Annotated in this window: 3 protein-coding genes; all 3 read right to left on the bottom strand. The window is 41.9% G+C overall.

Annotated features, from left to right (window positions below; genetic code table 11):
• Window positions 1–255 precede the first annotated feature (255 nt).
• The gene (locus RM541_RS01065; protein WP_311498377.1) at window positions 256–9,696 is read right to left on the bottom strand and encodes a DUF8693 domain-containing protein; all 9,441 of its coding nucleotides are present in this window, start codon (window positions 9,694–9,696) and stop codon (window positions 256–258) included.
• Between the two features lie 180 nt (window positions 9,697–9,876).
• Complete coding sequence (locus RM541_RS01060; RefSeq protein ID WP_311498376.1) at window positions 9,877–20,436, bottom strand: DUF8693 domain-containing protein; 10,560 nt, start codon at window positions 20,434–20,436, stop codon at window positions 9,877–9,879.
• A gap of 297 nt (window positions 20,437–20,733) precedes the next feature.
• The gene (gene pruA / locus RM541_RS01055; RefSeq protein ID WP_311498375.1) at window positions 20,734–22,359 is read right to left on the bottom strand and encodes an L-glutamate gamma-semialdehyde dehydrogenase; all 1,626 of its coding nucleotides are present in this window, start codon (window positions 22,357–22,359) and stop codon (window positions 20,734–20,736) included.
• Window positions 22,360–22,451: the final 92 nt, after the last annotated feature.

The following is a 22,451-nucleotide window of genomic DNA, read 5'->3' as shown; positions in this document are numbered from 1 at the left end:
ATATTGAAAAAATTAGATTTTTAAGAAAGAAAAAACATAACGCTTTTTGAGTTATTAACGTAAGACTATAATTGGATATTTAGGGAAATTATTCTTCTGAAGCTCTTTACTGGAAATTCTTACTTGAGTTAATACCTGTAGTCTTGTAGAGAAATTTAATTTTAAAATTTCGGCCCATAAGTATAATTACCAATAATGGTCATTTTAGAGACACCATCCAAAATGGCCATTTTCGGCATCTGTTTTAAGAATGACTTATTTTTTTACAACTATTTTCTTGTTGTAAACCTGCTCTCCGGAATGGATTTTCACTACATAAATGGCGGTACTAACGGGCCTCAGGATATCTAAATAGATCTCTTTTTCTGTAGAGGTTTCACTGAAGGTTTCAACTTGACGACCGTTTATGGTAAAAATCCGTACCTGATCAATTGTCTTAGATTCCGGATTAAAAATTACCAGTTGCTTTGTGTTCGTCAAGTACTCGGCTGAAATTCCCTGCTGATTTTGACCATTTTCGGCACCTGGAGCTCCCGAGGGATTTCCTTTGTCGGGATATTCGTTTCCTTCTTCAGGAAATTCCTCATCAGGGTTTTCATTTTCAGGAGTTTCTTCTGTTACCTCCTTCTGAAAGACAATTTCATACTTTTCAGGAAAATATCCGGCTCCTATAGTGGACTTGTAGGCTTCGGTTCGTAAATCGTGATAGGTGCTGTCCTCCTTATTCCGAAGATAAATTTGCATTTCTTCAGGTATATTTTCCAGCTCTTCAATTTCAATTTCAAAATCTCCTTCTTCAGCAGTTACAAGACCCAATGGGAGGACTTGCTGAAGTCCAAAATTAGGCACAGCCTGTATTACAAATTCTCCTCCATTGATCACCCAGAACATATCTTCGGCATTATAATCCATCATAGGGGCGTCATAACCAAGATCGAATGCGTTTGTGGTAAAATCGTCTGCAGTTACCAGTATCTGGCGATAATATCCTGTGGGGGAAGTAAATTTCAGCCTGATTTTATACCTGTCATCACCGGAATCACTCCCTTTTAATTGCTTCTGCGGGTAAACCGGACGCAAAAACTGGGAATTCCCGTTGGAGGGATTCATTCTCCCGTATATGCGCTGGCTGTTTTTAAATAAGATATTTCCGCCGTGTACGGTGATATCCTGTGCTACAGTTTGATCTAGTATAGTGTTCACGAAAAAGCCCTGTGCCGCCGGAATTGCGCTTTTAGGCTTTTTGGAACCTCCGCGATTCCCACTGTTATTAATTCGTCTGTCATTGGAAACTCCCGGCACGCCTCCGGAAAGGTTGTATGCCGCATATCCACCAACATATTCTGCCAATACGTGGGTATTTTCCTGCCCAAAATGGTCCCAAAAGTAAAGTGTACCGTTGAAGATATTTCTATCGTTCCGGCCGCCGTTAACATCTTTCAGATTATCTAAAATAAATTCCCTTGCACTTATGGCCGAAGGATACGGGTTTCCGATAAGGCGGTTTTCATAATCTGAAATTGCAATTTTTACAGTACCATTATTCGGTTTTCCCTGAAAAATATAATTCTGCAGATCGCTGATATCGGCTGTTCCTGAAGGTCCTTTCATGGTATAACCTATTCCGGGATCAAGATGTGTATTGGCGTTTATGGATTTCCATTCTCCGTAAGCATCTGCAGTGCCATGGAAAATATTAAGCCAATAGGAACTGATCCTTAGATCTCCGGAATAACTGCCATCTGCAAAAGTATGGCTGCCACCAAAAGCAATTCCTCCGGGAGAACCTGTATTACTACCGTCCCTGAGTACTGAAAAAATGGTAAATCCGGAATTATTGACGGTGCCCGTAGTGCTAACCGGCGAACTCCAGTAATTATAATTATAGCTGTTTTTAGTACCTCTTTGGTCTTTCTCAATAAAACCTTTACTATCGGCATCGAGGATACTACCTTCTGTCTGTATGAGTTGTGATTCCCCATTTAGATCAATATTCCCGTCAAGTTTTAGGTAGTGCGTGATGGTTAGCGCATTTCCAGTACCGATGCCCTTTCCATTATTTCCTGCACCATAATCGCCTTGCATATTTAACGTTCCGCTATCGGAAAGAAGTCCGAGGGCTGTAATACTGTTCTTGTTGTTAGTGGTAGCTGGATTTTCCACATTATGAGCAACTTTTACAATATTCCAGTCAATTTTGGTTTTACGATCTATTCCTGTACTATTAGGTGCTTCCCATACATCGGGATGTAACCAGGTGCTTTCAGAAAACCATTCCCCGTTTTTGTTCGAGATGTACGGCAGGGGAGCTGTGTTTTGCTGAAGACTTTGAATATTTTTTAGATCTCCGTGAATGGCGTTGTTAGAAAGGTCTTCTGTTCTCCCATCTACAAAACGATCAGGATCTGCCCATAATTGATAATATCCTGAAAGGTTACTCCAACTAAGGCTGCCGGGGATGGCTACCTGATCCCTTAGAATTGCACCCTGAATGCCATTGCTGCCCACTTTTTCCAGGCGCTGGTTCATCATAAACCTTGTTTGCTCTTCAGAAATTACTTTGTTCCAGATTCTGACCTCTTCAATCCAACCGTGGAAATGATCTTTAGTAGCCTCGCCACTACCGGTAGCGGAAGATGCTCCTATTAAAAGTGAAGTTTCTAGGTCCCCACTTCCAGGAGGGATTCCTTTATTATTTGTTTGTATCGGTACGCCATCTACATATAATGTTAATGCTGAACCGGGAGTGTAGACACCCGCAAGATGAAACCACCTGTTCGTGTTTAGCCTAAAAGAAGAGACCGCACTTTTATTTCCCACAGAAAAAGAAGGAGAGCCGTTCTTAAGGATTAAGTGATAACCTATATTTGCATTCTCAGGATCTCGTTTTGAAATAATTGTACGAATACCGCTTAGAGAAGAAGGTTTGACCCAAGCTTCCAGTGTAAAAGCAGATTGCTTAAAATTGCTGCTGTTCCTGAAATCAACATAGTCGTCCACGCCATCATAATCTAATTTGCTACAGGTTTGCGGGAATTGCAACGTTACTGTTTGCAGGAGATTCTCACAACCCGTGGCAGGTGTGACCGTCCATTGCAGTTCGTAAGTAGTATTTGGTGCTCCACTAAAGAGAGTATTAGGAAGGGAAGGATCTTCAAACCTTCCACCTTCGCCGGAGACAATGCTCCACATCCCGGAACCAAGATTAGCATCTACAGGTACAGCATTAAGGGATATGCTGGCGATTCCGCATTGTTCAGGCATATTTACTTCCCCTGCATCTACAATAATTTCCGGCGGTTGAATGATTGTAATGTTTTGAGTAAGTGCCGCACAGTTCGCATTGGAGTTCACCAGGAACGTATAGTTTCCGGAGAAAAGTTCTGTTACCGTAAGCGTATTTTCTGAGGTTTCTTCGGAAAAAACCAAATCTCCTTCGCTATTAAGTAACTGATAGTTGTAGTTAGGAGTGGTTCCCTCAAGAATTCCACCCTGTATTTCGATTGAAGCAGTTGCGTCGTTCCCGTTATAGCAGGTGACATCTGTAGCCGAAAAGGATAGAATTTCCAGCAGGGTAGGTTCTGCTATTATAATATTTTCTGAAGTGACCGAGCAGCCGTTGGCATCTGTAACAGTAACAAAAAAGTTATCTTCTTCCTGTAAAGCTGTTAATCCTGAAGCTATTTCTCCTGTTTGTCCATCGCTCCATTCAATTGTATATGGTGCAGTCCCGTTAGTAATTTTTACTTTGACAGAGGCATCAGATCCTTCGAAACACAAAGGATTTGTTACTGTAATCTCCTCAATAACCGGTGTTGGGTTTATGGTAATAGTAAGGGTATCCTGAGCCGGTGCACAAATCTCCGGGTCGTCTGAAGTCAAAATCAGAGACAGATTTCCGTTTTCAATTTCTCCAGCAGAAGGGGTGTAAACAGCGTCTAAAGCGGTAGCATCAGGATGAAAACTGCCATTTCCACCAGTCCATGTACCTGTACTTACAGAACCTTCAATTATTCCGTTTAGTTGAACTTCCGGACTTTCGGCACAAACTATTTGATCCTCACCGGCATTAACAACTGTTTCCGGGGAGATGAAAACCTCTGTGCTTAAGGTACGCGGAGTACAACCGTAAAAATCGCTCACCGTTAGTTCATAGATTCCCGCATTTTCTGGGGTGACAGCGGGAATTATCGGATTTTCTTCTTCCGAGGAAAAATTGTTGGGACCCGTCCATTTATAGGTAATGGGTTCCCTTCCGCCTTCCAGATTGGTAAATAATTGTAGTTCATCACCTTCACATAAAGGGCCGTTATTTTCAGGCGTAAAGTCAAAATCAATGGATTTAAATGCAGAAAAAGAAATATCGTCAATACCAAAATCATTACCTCCCGCAGTGGGATTCTCATTGATGATTCTCAAAACAACTTCGGTGTTTGAACCTGAGTTCCATAGTTCTGGATTGTAAAAATTGATCCAGGTTCCCACGGGTATATTTGTAAGATCTCCCAGGTTACTTTCTTCAGCAGGATTGGAACTTCCGGGAATTAGCACCTGAAGTCTTAATCGTGCCGGGCTTGCAGGATTCACATTGGTGGTCCATGCACTAAAATAATATTCGGTGTTTGGAGTGATTTCAATTTGGTTAGACTGCCAAACAACATTTCCTATGGATCGATCCCCGTTTACAATCATAAAGTTACCGCTGCCTCCGTGACCTAAACCGTAAAAATTGTAATGATAATAGTGCGCATTTTCGTCTATGGCATAAGTCCCTTCCGGAACCATTTCATCTTCTCTATTAGCATTATCTGTAACGAAATTGTACTGGGTGTTAAAACCATTTGTTCTTCCCTGCTCAAAATCGCCATTTTCGATTAGATTTTCAGAAGGAGTAATTGATGCTGAAGCAGAACAACCAAAGCTGTCTTTCACCACAACCGTGTAGGTCGTGGCCAGATTGATCTCTACTGTTGAAGGAACATTGTCTGCATCGTTATCGCTAAACTGGATTCCCTGTCCCGACCAATCATAGTCAACAATATTATCCACGCCTTCTACAGAAAGAAGAATGGTGTTTTCTTTACCCACAACTCCGTCAAATGCGCAATAATTTGCTACAATCCTTGGCTGCAGTGGATCTCTAACTATTACTTTAACTGAGGCGCTGCCAGGACAACCTGTCCCTGGGTCTGTGTAGGTCGCAGTGTAAACTGTGGTTTCAGATGGTGTAATGTTCTCAGGAGTTTGTTCAGTAGAGGTCCAGTCGCTCACATCTGCAGTCCATTTTACAGTGGGGGCAACAGTACCATCCCCTGTAATGTTCACATTATCTATAGCCCAGTACCAGTCACGATTGGCGTTATTGTATCTAAATCTTAACCTGACGTTACGGTAACCTATTAATTGGTTTACGGGATAGGTTCTTTGCGCAAAATTGCCAGGGCTTCCCTCATCTGATGTATAGCTGTCTAGTTCACGCCAGCTACCATTGTTAATTGAATACTCCAAGTATCCAACATCACGATAGTTATTACGGCTATTTGAACCATCTCTGTAATGATGCCAAAATATTAATTCAAGGGAACTGTAACCTTCTGTGCTAAATACTGGACTAATTAGTTGAACGTCATCAAAATTACCATTTGTTGTACTACTGTTTACCAGAAAAAACTGGCTGTTGTCATTGGAATGGAAATTAACATCTTCTTCGGCGCAGTCATAGAAAAGCTCCTCCCACCATTGGCATTCATTGGTGTAAGCACGTGTGCCATCAGACGCTAAATTCCATCTCCTGCTACCACTGCCAGATTGTGTAGTCCAGCCCTGCCGACCATTGTTGAAATCTCCGTTAAGAAGTTCTGAAGGCAACGACGAATCAGTGGGAAAGGAAGTCGAAGAGAATAGATCTACATCTTCACCAGGGCAAATTTCTATTTGATCGGGAAACAGAGTGCCTCCGTCTTTAGAAACAAATACTTCAGTATCCGGTGAAGGAGTGATCGGAACGGTGACGTTGAAGATTTTCGGATTTTCACAGTTATTCGAACTCAGCGTGTATTTATAGGTTACGCCCAAAGTCTGGTTGGTGGTATTTTCCAGCACTTCATTTATTGCACCTGTTCCTATGGCAGTGGGATTGCTGATTCCCGCAACTTCTTCCCGAGACCAGCTAAAAATTGTTCCTCCGGTTTCACTTGTGGGAGTGTACTGGAATTCAATACCACTACAAACTGATGGAGGAGAAAGAGTACTGGTTAAAAGCGGAGTAGGGGTTACGGTAGTGCTGATTTCTGTAGTGCTTACACAACCTTCCGGACTTACCAGAGTTACCTCATAAACCACATCGATAGGATTTGTGGTGGTGTTTACCAGTACCTCGCCAATATCCCCACTGGAATTATTTGCAGGGGTGGAGATTCCGTTCATTGCATTCCTGCTCCAGTAAAATTGGGTTTCCGAGACGTTACTCGTAAATTCGTAAATAAAGGCAGTTTCTGAACAGAATCCTGCGACCTCGGTCGGACTGGTCAATTCCGGAGTAGGATTTTCGGTAACTGTTACCGGTTCGATCATAGAACAACCGCTACCTGTGGTTCCTTTAATATAATAAGTTCCCGGCCCTGCTGTTGTGGGATTGCTTAAAGGAGTGGTTGCAGTTTCATTTGTCCAATAGGTAAAATTTAATCCTGAAGTAGAACCTGCGGTAATTTCCGGAGCTGTTAAATCTACTTCAGCAGGAGAACAAACGGCCTCCGGATTTGTAATTTGTAGTTCCGGTGTTGGGTTTACTGTAACCGTAACGGTAATCGGCGTTCCGGAGCAATTGTTGGCTATTGGAAGTACTTTGTATTTTACTGTTGCAGGACTTGTAGTAGTGTTTATGAGCGTCTGCGAAATTCTGTCGCCACTTCCATCTTCAGCCCCTGTTACACTCCCTGCCGGCGAGATTTCTGCAACTGTCCAGTTAAAATCCGTTCCTGTGACGTTCCCCGATAAAGAAATAGCTGTGGTACCTTTAGAACAGATCGCCTGGGTAGAAGGGGAGATGCTTACATTCGGAGTGGGATTGACGGTAACCGAATAACTTACAGGATCTCCGGTACAGCCGTTTGCTTTTGGAGTGATGGAGATTTCTGCAGTTACTGGATTGTTTGTATTGTTTACAGGAGTAAAAGAAGGAATTTCTGAAGCTGCACTTCTGTTCGACAGTCCGATTTGTGCGCCGCCGGTGATCGCATAGGTAACTCCTTCAGGAGAGCCGGTGAGGGGAATCGCATCGGCAGTATTTCCGTTGCAATATATCTGAGGATCGGGAGCGGTAACCGTGGGATTGGGTTTTACTTCGATCGTAAAAGTTTCTACAATTCCGTCGCAATCATGTGCACTGGGCGTAGCGCTAATGGTAGAAAAAATACTCTCGTTAATAGTATTGGTGGCCGTAAATGAAGGAATATTTCCGTTACCCGATGCTCCAAGGCCGGTATTTGTATTGTCATTACTCCAGCTAATCGTGGTTCCGGCGACCGCGATTCCGGAGAAAGTAACTCCGCTAATTTGTTCGCCGTCGCAAACCACAATATCTGCCGGGGTTGCAATGGAAGGCGTGGGATTTACGGTAATTGTGAAGCTGGTACTTTCGCCTTCGCAGTTATTTGCTACCGGCGTAACAGTGATCGTAGCCGTAGTAATTTCGCTGGTATTATTCTTGGCTTCAAAAGAAGGAATTTGGTTGCTGCCCCTTGCTGAGGTGCCAATACTGCTGTTGTCACTCGTCCATTGGTAAGTAGTGCCGTCAACTGTACTTCCGGCAAAAGTTATAGCCGGAATGGCTTCCCCGTTGCATACTTCAATATTTTCTACCGGATTTACAGTAGGTTCTGGGACAATGATTTTTTGTTCAAATTCGAGTTTATTTCCAGAAGTATCTTCAAAAATCCAAGTGATGGTTTTTTCTCCAAAACTGTCAAATTCTATAGGATCTTCGGTAGTTGCAGTTACTTCTGCCGAACAATTGTCTGTCGTAGTTGGAATTTCAACAGGTTCTCCGCAACTCCAGGTAATAAATTGTTCCAAATTGGGGTCATTGGGACCAATCTCGTCTTTAACAGTAACCTTGGCCGTCTCCGTAGCGGAATTATTATTTACATCAGTGACCCTAAGTGTCACTGTGTTTTCTCCAAGATCGCTGCAGTCGAAATTTGTAATATTTAAGGAGCGGCTCTGAATTTGGCAATTATCGGTTGAATTATTGTCGATGTCTTCCGCTGAAATAGTGACGGAACCATTCGCGTCAAGTTCAACAGTGATATTCTGAGTTTGAACAATGGGCGTGATATTATCTTCGACAGTAACCGTTGCTGTTCCCGTTGCTGAATTTCCATTAACATCTGTCACCGTGAGTTCTACGGAATTGTCGCCAATGTCGTTACAGTCGAAATTTGTCTTACTTAAAGAGAGGTCATCAATTTGACAATTATCGGTTGAATTATTGTCGATGTCTTCCGCTGAAATTGTGGCGGAACCATTCGCGTCAAGTTCAACAGTGATATTCTGAGTTTTAACTATTGGATCAACCTCGTCTTTAATAGTAACCGTTGCTGTTCCCGTTGCTGAATTTCCATTAACATCTGTCACCGTAAGTTCTACAGAATTACTACCAATGTCGTCACAGTCGAAATTTGTAATATTTAAGGAGCGGCTCTGAATTTGACAATTATCGGTTGAATTATTGTCGATGTCTTCCGCTGAAATTGTGGCGGAACCATTTGCGTCAAGTTTAATAGTAATATTCTGAGTTTGAACTATGGGCGCGATATTATCATCGACAGTAACCGTTGCTGTTCCCGTTGCTGAATTTCCGTTCACATCTGTCACCGTGAGTTCTACGGAATTGTGGCCAATGTCGTTACAGTCGAAATTTGTCTTACTTAAAGAGAGGTCATCAATTTGACAATTATCGGTTGAATTATTGTCGATGTCTTCCGCTGAAATTGTGGCGGAACCATTCGCGTCAAGTTTAATAGTAATATTCTGAGTTTGAACTATGGGCGCGATATTATCATCGACAGTAACCGTTGCTGTTCCCGTTGCTGAATTTCCATTTACATCAACTGCGGTAAGGGTAACCGTATTTTGGCCAATATCGCCACAATCAAAATTTTCTTTGTATAAGGAGAGGCTTTGAATTTGGCAGTTATCGGTAGAACCATCGTCAATATCTTCTGCTGAAATTGCTGCGTTTCCATTTGCGTCAAGTTCAACAGTGATATTCTGAGTTTGAACTGTGGGCGCGATATTATCCTCAACTTCTAAAGTGAAGCTTTTGGTGGATGGAGTATTTTCAGCATCGGTGACAGTTAGAGAGTAGCTTCCGGCGGAAAGATTGTCGATGTTTTTACTTGTTTTCGAAAAGTTTCCCGGTCCCGTCCAGGAGTACTTATAGGGTGTGACTCCGTTTGTTATAGATATACTTATACTTCCATCTGAAGCATCATTACAGGTGGGGTTTTGAACATTTGAAGCGGTAATTAGGGGATCTGCAATTTTCTTTTCCGGCAGTGAAGTTCCTGCTTCTTTTAAAATATTAAAAGAAACTTCGGTAGAATTGGTTTTGGAAGCCGATAAAATATAAATTGTAAAAACAGCAAGAAAAAATGAAATCCCTACGGCTTTTACCACAAAAGTAATTTTGCCCATACACAAGTTGATAAATACTTGAGTGGCAAATTTATACAAAAAACGGCAAAGGGTGTTACTTTACGGTTAAAAACACACTTTGGAAGTTTGATTTGTAAGAATTTTGTAATCCATGCAGGTTGATGATGTAAATTTCAGCTAAAACTATATTAGCGGCTAAGCTTACCTGATGGGAGCTATTTATTTCATGAGAATCTTTTTGTTGTGAGTTCTTTTATCACTGAACAGTTTTACTATATACACTGAAGAAGGAAATTGCACCACGGGCAGAGTCACTTCTTTCTCAGTTGCAATGTCACCAAATTCCTGTATTTTTTTTCCTGTGAGGTCAAATAATATAACATGAGAAATATTTATAAGATCTGGATTGTACACTTTTAATTCCCTTGAAGAATGTTTAAAGGCTATAGTAATTGCGTCAAAAATAGATTCTTCTTCCTCTTCCTCTGCTTCTCCATTACCGGGAACAGGAACTTCTTTTTTATGGAAAATAATACTAAACCTGTCATCTATAAAGCCGCTTTCAGATTCTTCTTTGTAGGGACCATCTTTAAAATCATGGATACTATCCCTCAGTTTATCTTGAAGATAGATTTTATGATCTTCCCCCAGGTTTTCCCTTGAATCTATGGCTATCGTGAAATTTCCTTTTTCTTCCAATTGAACGCCAAGTGGCAGTATCCTTTCCTTTCCGAAGTCAGGAACGGCTTGTATAATATATTCTCTTTGATTAATAATCCAGTACATGTCATCCAGGTTGTATTCGATTAAAGGAGCATCGTATCCCAGATCGACATTATCTGTAGTTATAGGATCTGCAGCGACTAAGATCTGCCGGTGATAACCTTTAGGAGAGTCAAATCTTAGCCTTATTTTTGCGCGTTCATCTTGTGCTTTTGTAGCTTTCTTTGAAGGATAAATTGGTTTAAGGAAAATGGAATTATCCGGAGTCTCCCGTACAGCTTCTCTCTGGCTGTTTTTAAATTCAATATTCCCTGCATCAACGCTAATAGCGTTTCCAGCCTCACCTTCTGAGGTGATTTCCAGCCCTGTGTTGATGAAGAACCCCTGGCCAACAGGAATATATTGCTGCGGAGTTTTTGTTCCCGATTCTTCATTGGCATTTATTCTTTCATCTATGGAAACTGCCGGAACAGCTCCTGCCAGAGTTAATGCCGCATAACCTCCTACATATTCCCTCAGGATGTGGGTATGTCCTGCAAAGTGGTCCCAGAAATAAACAACCCCATTAAAAACATTACGGGTGTTTCGGGCTCCTATTACATCATCTCCGTTTAGGTTATCGAGAATGAATTCCCGTGCATCTATTGCAGATGGGTACGGATTCCCTATAAGATAATTTTTGTCCATTCCTACAGGAAGGGTGAAATCACCGTTATGTGGTTTTCCTATAAAGACATAGTTCTGTCGGGTTTCAATGTCGGCATTTCCATCTGTTCCCTTCATGGTAAACCCTTCCCCTGTTCGTAGGGTTCCGGAGGAACCAATATGAATCCATTCTTCATAAACATCAGAAGTACCATTAAATCTCCAAAGCCAATATTCGCTAACTGTAACAGCATTTGTCCTTGCATTGTCTGCAGCATTATGTCCGGGCCTGAAATTTATGATCTGGGGATTGTTGCTGTCTGTTCCGTCTCTAAGAACCTGGGCAATAGTGTAGGTGGAATTATTGGCTTCTCCCTGTAAACTTACAGGGCTAGACCAATAGTTGTAATTAAAACTACTACGTGTGCCTTGCTGATCTCTTTCCAGCCATCCGGCGCTACTTTCATCCAGTATGCCTACTTCGCCCTGCAATAGTTGAGATTCACCTACTAAGTCTATATTGCCGTTAAGCAGAAGATAATGGGTAATATTTAAAAATTGTCCGCTGTTATTCTCGTTTTCTGCTCCGGATGGATTAGCAATGGTTAGTTCGCCTGAATCGGAGAGCAAGCCTAGAACAGTTATGTCTTTAGAGCCAGAATTAATGTTGTGTGATATATTCGCAATATTCCATTCTATAGGACCAGTATGAGGTGGATCCCAAACCTCTGGTCTTGCCCAGGTGTCGTCATTTGCCCATACTTTCGGATTTGCAGAAAAATAGGGGAGAGGAGCAGTATTCTCCTGATTGGTTTCCATGTTTACCAGTCGACCCGGAATTGCAGCGTTAGCCAGATTAGGGGTTTCACCATTTAAAGGCATTAAAGCACCATCAAATGCTACTAATCCTGCCGGATCAGGATTTGCAGAAATTAACCTGTAATAGCCCGCAAGATCAGCATAAGTTAATCCACCAGGTACGTTCATAGGAATTTGCTCTCCCATTTGTGCACCATTATTAATAAGCCGTTGGTTCATCATAAACCGGATTTGATCTACAGTTAATGCTCTCTTCCATAACCTTACTTCTTCAATCCAGCCGTGAAAGAAATTGGTGGCTTCGCCGTTAATAATTTCAGCTCCAATAACTGTCTTTGTACCGGCACTGTTTCCCAAGGTTAAATCAGACCTTTTAATACCATCTATGTATAGCTTTCCATTAGAAACAGCAATATGATACCACCTGGAATTTGGAACAACATCGGCTGGAGTAGTTATACGGAAATTTGGCCCCGAGATTATTGTGCCTCCATTTTCTTTGGGACGAATCCAGGCTTCAAAACTCATTACACCCGGGTAGGTATGGTCTATTAAGACTCTGTCGTTTAATCCGTCAAAATCCAAAGCAGTACATCCCACTATAATAACGTCCGATTGAGTTTCTACAGGAGGGCATGCTTCCGGATTTGTGTACAGCTCTCCTGCTAGATTTCTTGCCGTAGGAACCAGTGACCAGGAAACTTTATAGGTTCCTGTTGAATTAGTAGTAAGAGTAGCTAATGGTTCGTTTGCTGCAGGAACATTGTCTGCCGGATTAGGATCGACTAGTTGATACCCTGCAGGTCCCTCGATTTTCCATTCACCTACGTATCCATCGGGAGTCGGAACAATTTCTCCGTTAGCTACCGTAGATATTTCAATTCCAGAGCCGTTTAAAATCTTAGCTGTTAATTTTGCTTCAAATACACCACAGCTTCCATATTCTGCTGTAGTGCTGGTTGTATATTTATCAAAAACGAAAACTTCAATATTTTCAGAATTTTCTGCTACGTCACAGGCGTTTCCGGTAGAATCAAATATTAAACTTGTTTTTACTTCAAAAACATTAAGTCCTATTTGTTTTGGAGCGTAAGTAACTGAATTGGTGGTGCCAATTTGTATGATTTGCTCGGGATTTGTATAATCATTCCACTCTATCGAAACGTTTCTGGGGCCTTCAGGTACATTCACTGCATCTACAGCCCAAATATCCCCTGCTCTTGCTCCGGTATAATTAAAGCGTATTCTAAGATTATTTTGCCCAAGATAATTGCCCAGATCAACTACTATTTTGTTATCTGGCCGGCTCTCGGGGCTACCAGTTCCAAAGTTTGAAGGATTTCCGCTGGCAGTAGCGCCACTTCTTGAAAAAAGAACGGTATCGTAAGATGCGCCACCATTTGTAGAAATTTCTACACTTATTGAGGCTCCCGGCGTAAGATTATAGGCTTGGTCAAATGTCATGATTGCCTGATCCATAGATCCTATTCCAAAAACAGAAGTTTCCATAGAAGAAGAGTTTGTTCCTGAGACTATTGCAAAACCTTTATTGCCGTCTTCAACTCCCGAATCCCATCTTTGATTTGTTCTGGTATAAGGACTTGTGAGACCTGCAGTTGGAAAATCCCTTGGAGTAGCTCTGGACCAAACATCCGGATTTACATTGTTGGCATTAGTTTCAAAATTAAATGCTGTCCCATTAGGTCTTAAAAACCGCCATCCATGATTTTTTATACCTGCGTTATCAAAAGCTCCACCTTCAACTATAGGAATTGAGCTGCTATAACCTGTTTCAGAGCTTAGAATTACCTCCTCGCCCAAACAGACAACATCCTTACTCACAGTTACTGGTTGAGGTTCAATATCTGTAGGAATTATACTTAGTATTGCAGTTTGAGAAAAAACATTTGGAGTGCATGCACCGCTGGCTATTTCAACTCTGAATACAGTAGTTTGGGTAAGGTTAAGAGCCTGAATTTGTGCACCCGTAAGGCTTGAACCCGTAAAAGGACTATTATTTTCAGAAACAGTTGTCCAGGCACCACCGTTGATCCTGTATTTCCAGGCTATAATATTTCCCGCATGCTCGTTTAGAGATAAGGATGAATAGCCCGTTGAAGCACCTTCACATATAGTAAAAATTCTACCATTATAATCTGTTGTAACTATGTCAGCAAAAGCTAATTCTCCTCCGAAAGGTAAAGGATCTACGGTCACAGTTTTTTCTGTTGTTTTTTCAATACAAACACCACTTTTAATGGTTGCACGAAAAGTAGTAGTTCCGGTTAAACCAGAGAACGACTGCGTTGCATCAATACTACCTGAGTTTAGTAGGTTCCAGCTGTTTTCTCCTGATGTCTGGTATTCCCATATCATTATTTCCCCCGTGTATCCAGATAATTCCAAAATCCCGGCCGGATTATCAGCACATACACTTGCGGGAGCATCTATAATACCCGCTTCAGTAGTTGGACTTACTTCGACTGTTACTTCGGCTGTGTTGCTACATTCATTTCCGTCTATGCCTAAAGCATAATATGTAGTAGTAACTTCAGGAGAAACAGCCATTGTAGACCCAACTCCTAAATTTTCTGATTCTGTACTCCAGGAATATCCTGCAGCTCCATTTCCAGTTAAAATAATATTGCTTCCAAAGCAAATCACAGGATTCCCATCATCAGATACTGTTAAATTTTCATCTACAGAAATGCTAACTTCCGGTAAGGCGTTTATAGTAATAGTTACCTCTACTCTTTCACTCTCGCATCCTTCAGCTGAGGTTTGGCTTGCCCAGAAGGGAGTGGTTGTTGCTACGGCAGTGTTTACTACCGGTGCAGACTCCATTTCTATAGAGGAATCCACACTTGTATACCAGTTAATTTCTCCTCCTTCGGCTGGGTTGGCAACGAAACCAGCGACATCTTCTTCATTAAGGCAGTATTTTAAATCTGCGATCTGTGGAGCTGCAGGTTTTGCATTAATAGTGATGTTTGCTTCAAATTGAACAGGCTGGCAACCATCGCCTTCATAATCAACTGTATTGATTACAGTGTATGTTCCCGGAGTGCTGGCATTCAAGTCGATTTGACCTGGCTCCCCTCCTTCAAGGAATACCAATCCCTCATCAGATGTAAAAGTTCCGAGAATACCCTCATTAAGCGAAACGGGGAGAGGATTTGCAGCATCACTACAAAATGGATTGTCTCCATAAGTAAATTCAGCAACAGGTTTTTCTCCTATTACTACAGAAAATTCCGCTGAAGCATTATTACATACTCCGGTTTGGGATGCGGCGCTATATGTATAGGTGATCACATAAGTTCCGGGATTTGTTCCATTGGGTGTAAAGACTCCTGATGCGGCATTAACAACTAAAGGATTTGTAGGATTTCCACTGAACGCAACAGAAAATTCACCCTCTCCGCCTGTAAGGAAATTTCCGGTAATGTCTGGTGACTGTTCCAACATATCAGTTTCACAATATTCGGATTGAGTATTGGTTATTTGATCGGTATAACTAAACCCGGTAATAGCAGGTTGAGGAATAATAGTGATTACCTTCACATCTGAGGCAATTGTTTCGGCACAAAGTTCAACTCCGTCCACTTCCAGGATTGCAGTAAGAGAAAATTCTAATGTCTCACCATAATCCGCTTCTGCAGGAATGTATGTAACTCCGTTTAAATCTCCAGGATTTATAATTGCGCCATGGCCATTGCTGGTAGTCCATTGCACCGAGCTGTGGTTTGTAACATTTGCACCTATTCCAAGGCTGATAGGGTTGGTAGTACTGCAGACCTCTAATGTTGCTACTCCGGCATCGGCTGTAGGTTGTTCATAGACAGTAACAACAGCTATTTCAGAATAACCAATACTACAACTGTAAAAATCAGGTCCGTCAATCTCTGCACGATATTGTCCAGCCTGAGAGAGGTTTACTTCACTCAATATAAGAGTCGCTGTCTCTCCACCGCTCACATAGGTCCAGTCGTTTACATTGTTACTGTTTGCAGAGCGAAACATCCAGCGATATTGTATATTCTCGTTACTTCCGGAGGCTATTGCATCTACTGTAAGTGTTACGTTACTTTCTATACAAGCATCCTGATCATTGGGTTGCTGTGTCACCTCAATATTCTCGTCCACCGTAACAGTAACTGTTTCAGATATGGCCGGTTCACAGGCATTATCTCCGCTAACCACGACGTAATAATCTCCTGCAGTAGTTGCAGTTGCATTGTTAAGTTCCAGGATTGGAGAATCTGCTCCAACTTCAGAATCGGATGTTGCTACAACCTTGAACCATTGATAACTAAGATTATCTCCTGAAGCTGCAATCTCCAGCTGCGTATCGTTGGCTGTACATACGGCCACAGGGAAAGGTTCAGAAGTTATTTCCACGCTGGTGAAAATTGTTATATCGAGAGTAGCAGCAAGTTCAGAACAACCTCCTGCTTCTTCCAGATAATAGTTTAATTTATAGTCACCGGCAGTCGCATTTGCGGGAGTAAAAGCTCCGGTTTCTTCATTCACGTTTAAACCTTCGGCAGAGAAGACTCCGCCTGTAAAGGCACCAGAACCGGTTAAGGAAGGTGTAAAAGTTCCCTGGAAAGTGTCGTTACAAAAGGTGACCTGAGAGTTTTCAAAGGAAACATTAACGTCAGGAGTAGGATTTACAGTAATAGTTGCAGATCCTGTTACCGTAGCAGCACAAGGAGAGCCATTTGAATATTGTACGCTGGAAACTGTATACTCGTAATCAGTGATATCGTTATTAACCACACTGAGGGCACCGGTTGATAAAGTAGCTTCTCCTGAAGCATCAAGGGCAATGGTCTGGCTGTTGCCGCCGTTAATAGTATACGTAACAGCTGTATTAGGGGTGCCGGCAAAAGAAATATCAGCACTTAATCCGTCACAAATCTCGGCGGAACCAGTAATAGTTATTGAAGGAATTTCCCTTACTGTTAGTGTAGCAGCTTCAGAAATTACCGGTTCGCATCGATACCCTGTTGTACCAATGATCATTACATAATAATCACCACCTGATGCAGTGGTTGTTCCGGATATTTCAAGTTCCCCTGTTAAATTGGTACTTCCTATTGCAGTACCAGAGCCGGGAGTGCCTTTATACCATTGATAGTTTAAAGTTTCGTTACCTGCGGATGCTGTAACAGATAAGTTTACAGTATCTCCAACGCACACTTCTGTATCAATAGGTTGTTCTGTGATAGATATTGTAGAATCCACCTGAAGGTTTACCGCTGATGATCTAACCATCTCACAAGGAGAAGCTCCGGTAATTTCTACAAAATAGTCTCCTGCATCTGAAGTTGGAGCGCTGTTCAGGTTCAGAAGGTCAGAAGTTCCTCCATTAACGGCAGTTCCTGAACCCGGCGTTCCTTTATACCATTGATAGGTAAGATCGTCGCCGGTTGCACTTACTTCGAATTGTACATTTTCTCCTTCGCAAATTCTATCTCCTGTTGGTGGTGTGGTTATAACTACTTTTTCAAAAATTTCTACTTCGGTAGTAGCAACTACAACATCACAACCTCCTAATGCCGGTACTGTGTAGGTGACGGTGTAACTTCCGGGTGTACTTGAGCTTGGTGTAATTGCTCCTGTGGTTGGATTAATTGTCAGTCCAGAGGGAGCTGAAAATTGAGCTCCTGTTACAGTCCCCGTAGTATTTAAAGTTACTGATTCTGTACTTCCTGGGGAAGTGCAGAAGGGTGTGCTATATGATATGGTTGCTGTTGGTTTTGGAGTAACTGTAACTGTGGCAGATCCGGAAAGCGGATTGGAACAGGAGGGGGTGTCAAGATATTGAATACTGCGCAGATTATAAGTGGTGTTAGAATTTAATGCCCCTGTATTTAATATAGCAGTTCCTGTTGCTCCTATGTCAATAGTTTTGTCTGATCCTGTTCCAATTCTATAGGTGAGCCTTGTATTTGGTGTTCCTGTAAACGTGAGAGAGGTTGAAGAGCCTGCGCAAATTGGATCTGGTGTGGCAATTGTGGACGTGGGGGTGGGGCGAAAAAAAATTGTCATTTCGTCTTTGCCAGCGTTACATGCCCCACCAGGATTTGCGGTAATCATAGTTATTGTTACACTGCCATTATTTAAATCTGTTAATGTAGGGGGGTAACTAAATGTATGACTGTCGACGGCGCCATTTCCTAAATCGTTTATAGTTACTCCAGAAGATGATTTTATACTAGCTATTTTTAATTTTTTTCCACCAAAGTTTAATGCTGCATTAATCGTGACTGGAGAATTTGAATTACATAATACGCGATCTTCACCTAAATCTACAAACACGAAGTCACTTACGGCAATTGCATTTGCATCATTAATGTTGGAAGAGGTTGTCTGTCTTGTACTATTCCCACAATGATTCTTAGCTTCTACACCAACAACAGTAGGATTTTGATAAGTGGAAGAGGCGTTGATTTTGACTGTGATTGCATTAGTTCCAGCTCCATTGGTAATTTCCCAACCTGCTGGTAAAAACCATTGATAACTATCTGCATTGCTTACTTCCGGTACACTAAGTAGAAAACCTGTTTCTGGAGGACAAACGGTGTACTTGCTTGCTGTAATAGTTTCAGGCTTTGCAGGTTTTCCGCCTGCAACATTAATTTGAAAAGATTTTTCATTACTTGTTCCACAGGAATTCACGGCTGCAACTTTTAAAGTTTGTGTTCCTGAAGCTGTCGCAGTAAATGATAAGGATGGTACTGTAGTGCTCTGTGTAGAACCATTTGGAAGAGTCCATAAATAACTGGAGGCATTGGGTACAGCTGCAAAAGAATAAGTTTCTGCTGTATTACTGCAGGCTTTATCTGTACCATCAGAGAAAGTAATAGCGCCTGGTATAGCAGGCGGGGGTGGATTTAAATTGATGAGTAAATTTCTAGAAGCACTTTCTCCACAACTATTTATTGCCTTAACAGAAATAGTTCCGGCAGATGTACCTGAGGTAAGAGTGATGGAATTAGATCCCTGACCAGCAGTGACTGCCCATCCGGAGCTTGCACTCCATTCATAGCTCGTGGCATTTGTTATTAATGGAATCGAATAGGTTAGCCCCTGAGTACCGGCACAAACTGCAGGAGAACCTTGAATATTCTCGTTCATCACTGGAACAGGATCATTAATTGCTACTGCAAAAATTCGTTCCTCACCTGTTCCACAGTCATTCGAAGCCTTAACTGTAATATTTCCCGATCCGGAAGTGCCGGCAGTAACTACCAATGAAGGCGTGGTCGTAGTCAAATTCGTTGCAGAAAAACCCGAGGGTAATGTCCAGATATAATTAGTTGCACCTGTTACTCCTGGCACTTTATAAGTGCCTTGGGTGCCAGGGCAAAGAGTGGCTGAGCCTGCGGTAAATACTAAGGGCTGGGCAGGAATTCCTGGTTTCACCGAAAGAGCCAATGTTCTGGCAGAACTGGTTCCGCAGTCATTAGTTGCAGTAACCGAAAGATTACCATTTTGAGCAGTTGTTGAAGGAGTTAAGGTTATTGAATTTGTGGTGCTGGTTCCATCCCATCCGGCAGGTATTTGCCAGGTGTAACTGACACTGGAAACATTAGTGACTGAAAAAGTCTGTGCTATCCCCGGGCAAACCGCAGCAGTGCCTGAAATTGCTGCAGGTTGAGCAGGAATACCTGCTTTTACTGAAACACCTAAAGTTCTGGCTTCACTGGTTCCGCAGCTGTTTTTTGCCTTTACTGTTATGCTTCCACCGGAATTTCCTGTGGTAACGGTAATGGTATTGTTGTTACTTGATCCGGTCCATCCGGAAGGTAAAGTCCAGATATACTCTGATGCAGTATTGTCGTTCGGAACAGTATATGTTTTTGTAAGTTCGGGGCACACTTCTGCTTCTCCGCTCGTGAAAGCACCTGGAGTCGACGGAATTCCGGGTTTTTCAGTAATAGTGAACGTGTTTGTGCTATAAACAGGGTCAACGCAAGGCACGCTGGAGGTAACGTAAAGACGAACCACATCTCCTGCCACAAGTGAGCCTATTGTGAAGGTTTTAAGGGAACTAATTGAAGTGGTATTTTCATTTCTTGTTAACTGCCAGTCATAATCTGGGGAAGCTCCTAAATTTGCAGGAGCCGTAGTGTTAAAAGTAACATTCTCTCCGGGACAAATATTGGTGTTACTGGCGGTCATAGTCACAGATCCTGTTCTTTTTTCAAGCACTGTGACCGTACTCGAGGGCTGACTCAATACCGCCTGAGAAACTTGATTTTCGGTACAGTTGTAGGTTACAAGCAGTTTAAATCTGTTACTTCCTATAGCGGCATCATATCCGGAAAGATCTTCGTTTGTTGCACCAGCAATGTCAGTATAAGCTCCGTTATTATAACTTACCTGCCATTGATAGGACAAGATATCTGAGCTAGAAGAGGTGACAGATCCATTGAAGGAAATAGTCTCATCCTCACAAACAGAGGACCCTGAAACGTTTTGAATGGTAACAGTAGGTATTACGCATTGCCCAACCCCCTCCATCGGAGCCAGGAAAAAGAATACAATCCAGATAGGAAGAAAAAGTAGATTTTTTACCATATTCGATGCCGTTAGGTGCTGTTAGGTCGGGGTGGTAAAACTCTGAGGCCAAGAGTTTTAATAATCTAAAGTACAGTATATTTAGGGGATCGACGGAAGTTTTCGATGAAGCTCCTAATTACTCGTTCAGCGCAATTACCAGAGAAAGAGCTCCAATTTTTGTGTTATTTTTTGTAGGTAAGGGACTTCTGAACTATTTTTCCTGTAAGTGCTTCAGCAAAAGACAATAAACTTTGGCCATAAAAAAACCCCGGAAAATTCTCCGGGGTTGATATTATAATGGTATTTCTTTAGTTTTTATTCTCCCATAAAAGGATATCTGTAATCTGTTGCCGGAACAAAAGTTTCTTTTATAAGCCTTGGAGAAATCCAACGTAAAAGATTCAGTTTTGATCCTGCTTTATCATTGGTTCCGCTTGCACGTGCTCCACCAAAAGGTTGTTGTCCTACAACAGCTCCAGTAGGTTTGTCATTAATATAAAAATTACCTGCGGAATTTTGAAGTCGTTTTGTAGCTTTTTCAGCCTCATAACGGTCTCCGGAAAATATTGCTCCTGTTAACCCATACATATTTTGATCAACCAAATCCAGGGTTTCCTCCCATTTATTTTCTTCATAGACATAGATGGTGACTACGGGTCCGAATAACTCGGTACACATAGTTTCGTAGGTTGGGTTGGAAGTCACAATTACCGTTGGCTCTATAAAATAACCTTCAGATTTATCATAATTACCTCCTACGATAATTTCAGAGTCTTTGTCTTCTTTAGCCTGATCTATATACTTTGCCAGTTTGTCAAAAGAAGCTTCGTGAATCACCGCTGTGATGAAGTTCGACATATCTTCCGGCGATCCCATTTTAAAGGATTTCACATCTTCTATAACAAAGTCTTTAATCTCTGGCCAAAGGTTCTTCGGAAGATAAACTCTGGAAGCCGCGCTGCATTTTTGTCCCTGGAATTCAAAAGCTCCCCTGGAAATTGCGGTAGCGACTTGTTTTGCATTTGAAGTGGGGTGGGCGATTATAAAATCTTTTCCTCCTGTTTCTCCAACAATTCTTGGGTAGGATTTGTATTTATGGATATTCTTTCCGATCTCGGCCCAAATATTTTTAAATACGGTGGTGCTTCCGGTATAGTGGATACCGGCAAAATCAGGGCTATCCAGCACCACATCTGTAATCATTTGCGGGTCACCCATCACCATGTTAATTACACCATCGGGGACTCCTGCTTCTTTAAATACTTCCATGATGACCTGTGCAGAAAATATCTGACTATCACTTGGTTTCCAAATGGCTACGTTCCCCATTAAAGCAGCACTTGACGGAAGGTTTCCTGCAATTGCGGTAAAATTAAATGGTGTTACAGCATAAACAAAACCTTCAAGAGGGCGGTATTCTATGCGATTCCAGTTTCCTTCAGAAGATTCCGGCTGCTCGTCGTAGATTTGTGACATATATTCTACATTAAAACGCAGAAAATCACAAAGTTCACAAGCTGAATCAATTTCGGCCTGGTAAATGTTCTTTGACTGGCCAATCATGGTGGCTGCATTTATTCTTGCCCGGTAAGGCCCCGCAATTAAGTCGGCAGCTTTAAGAAATACAGCTGCACGATGTTCCCAATCCAAATCTGCCCACTTTTTTCGGGCCTTTAAAGATTCTTCAATGGCTTTTTCAATATGATTCTTATTGGCTTTATGATAGACGCCTAAATCATGTTTGTGGTCGTGCGGTGGGTGCATGGTACTTGTGTCGCCGGTTTTGATTTCTTCAGAACCAATATAAAGCGGCACTTCCATCCTGGTATTATATAATTCTTTATATGTTTTCAATACTTCTTCTCTCTCCGGAGTTCCTGGCGCATACGATTTTACTGGTTCGTTTGTCGCAACAGGAACGTGAAAAAATCCTTTTCCCATATTATATTCTAATTTTTTATTTAATTATACTAGAATTCTAAAGATAAAAAATTTCAGCGGCTTTGAGGTATGCTGGATGGCTATTCACGAAA

The organism is Autumnicola psychrophila (genome assembly GCF_031846645.1).
GTDB classification, from domain to species: domain Bacteria; phylum Bacteroidota; class Bacteroidia; order Flavobacteriales; family Flavobacteriaceae; genus Autumnicola; species Autumnicola psychrophila.
The sequence above is the reverse complement of the archived record's forward strand: the minus strand, read 5'-3'. Positions and strand labels throughout refer to the sequence as shown.

What these genes read in the sequence shown, in the direction of transcription:
- pruA (WP_311498375.1), bottom strand. Translation starts at nt 22,359, where the DNA reads ATGGGAAAAGGATTTTTTCACGTTCCTGTTGCGACAAACGAACCAGTA.
- RM541_RS01065 (WP_311498377.1), bottom strand. Translation starts at nt 9,696, where the DNA reads ATGGGCAAAATTACTTTTGTGGTAAAAGCCGTAGGGATTTCATTTTTT.
- RM541_RS01060 (WP_311498376.1), bottom strand. Translation starts at nt 20,436, where the DNA reads ATGGTAAAAAATCTACTTTTTCTTCCTATCTGGATTGTATTCTTTTTC.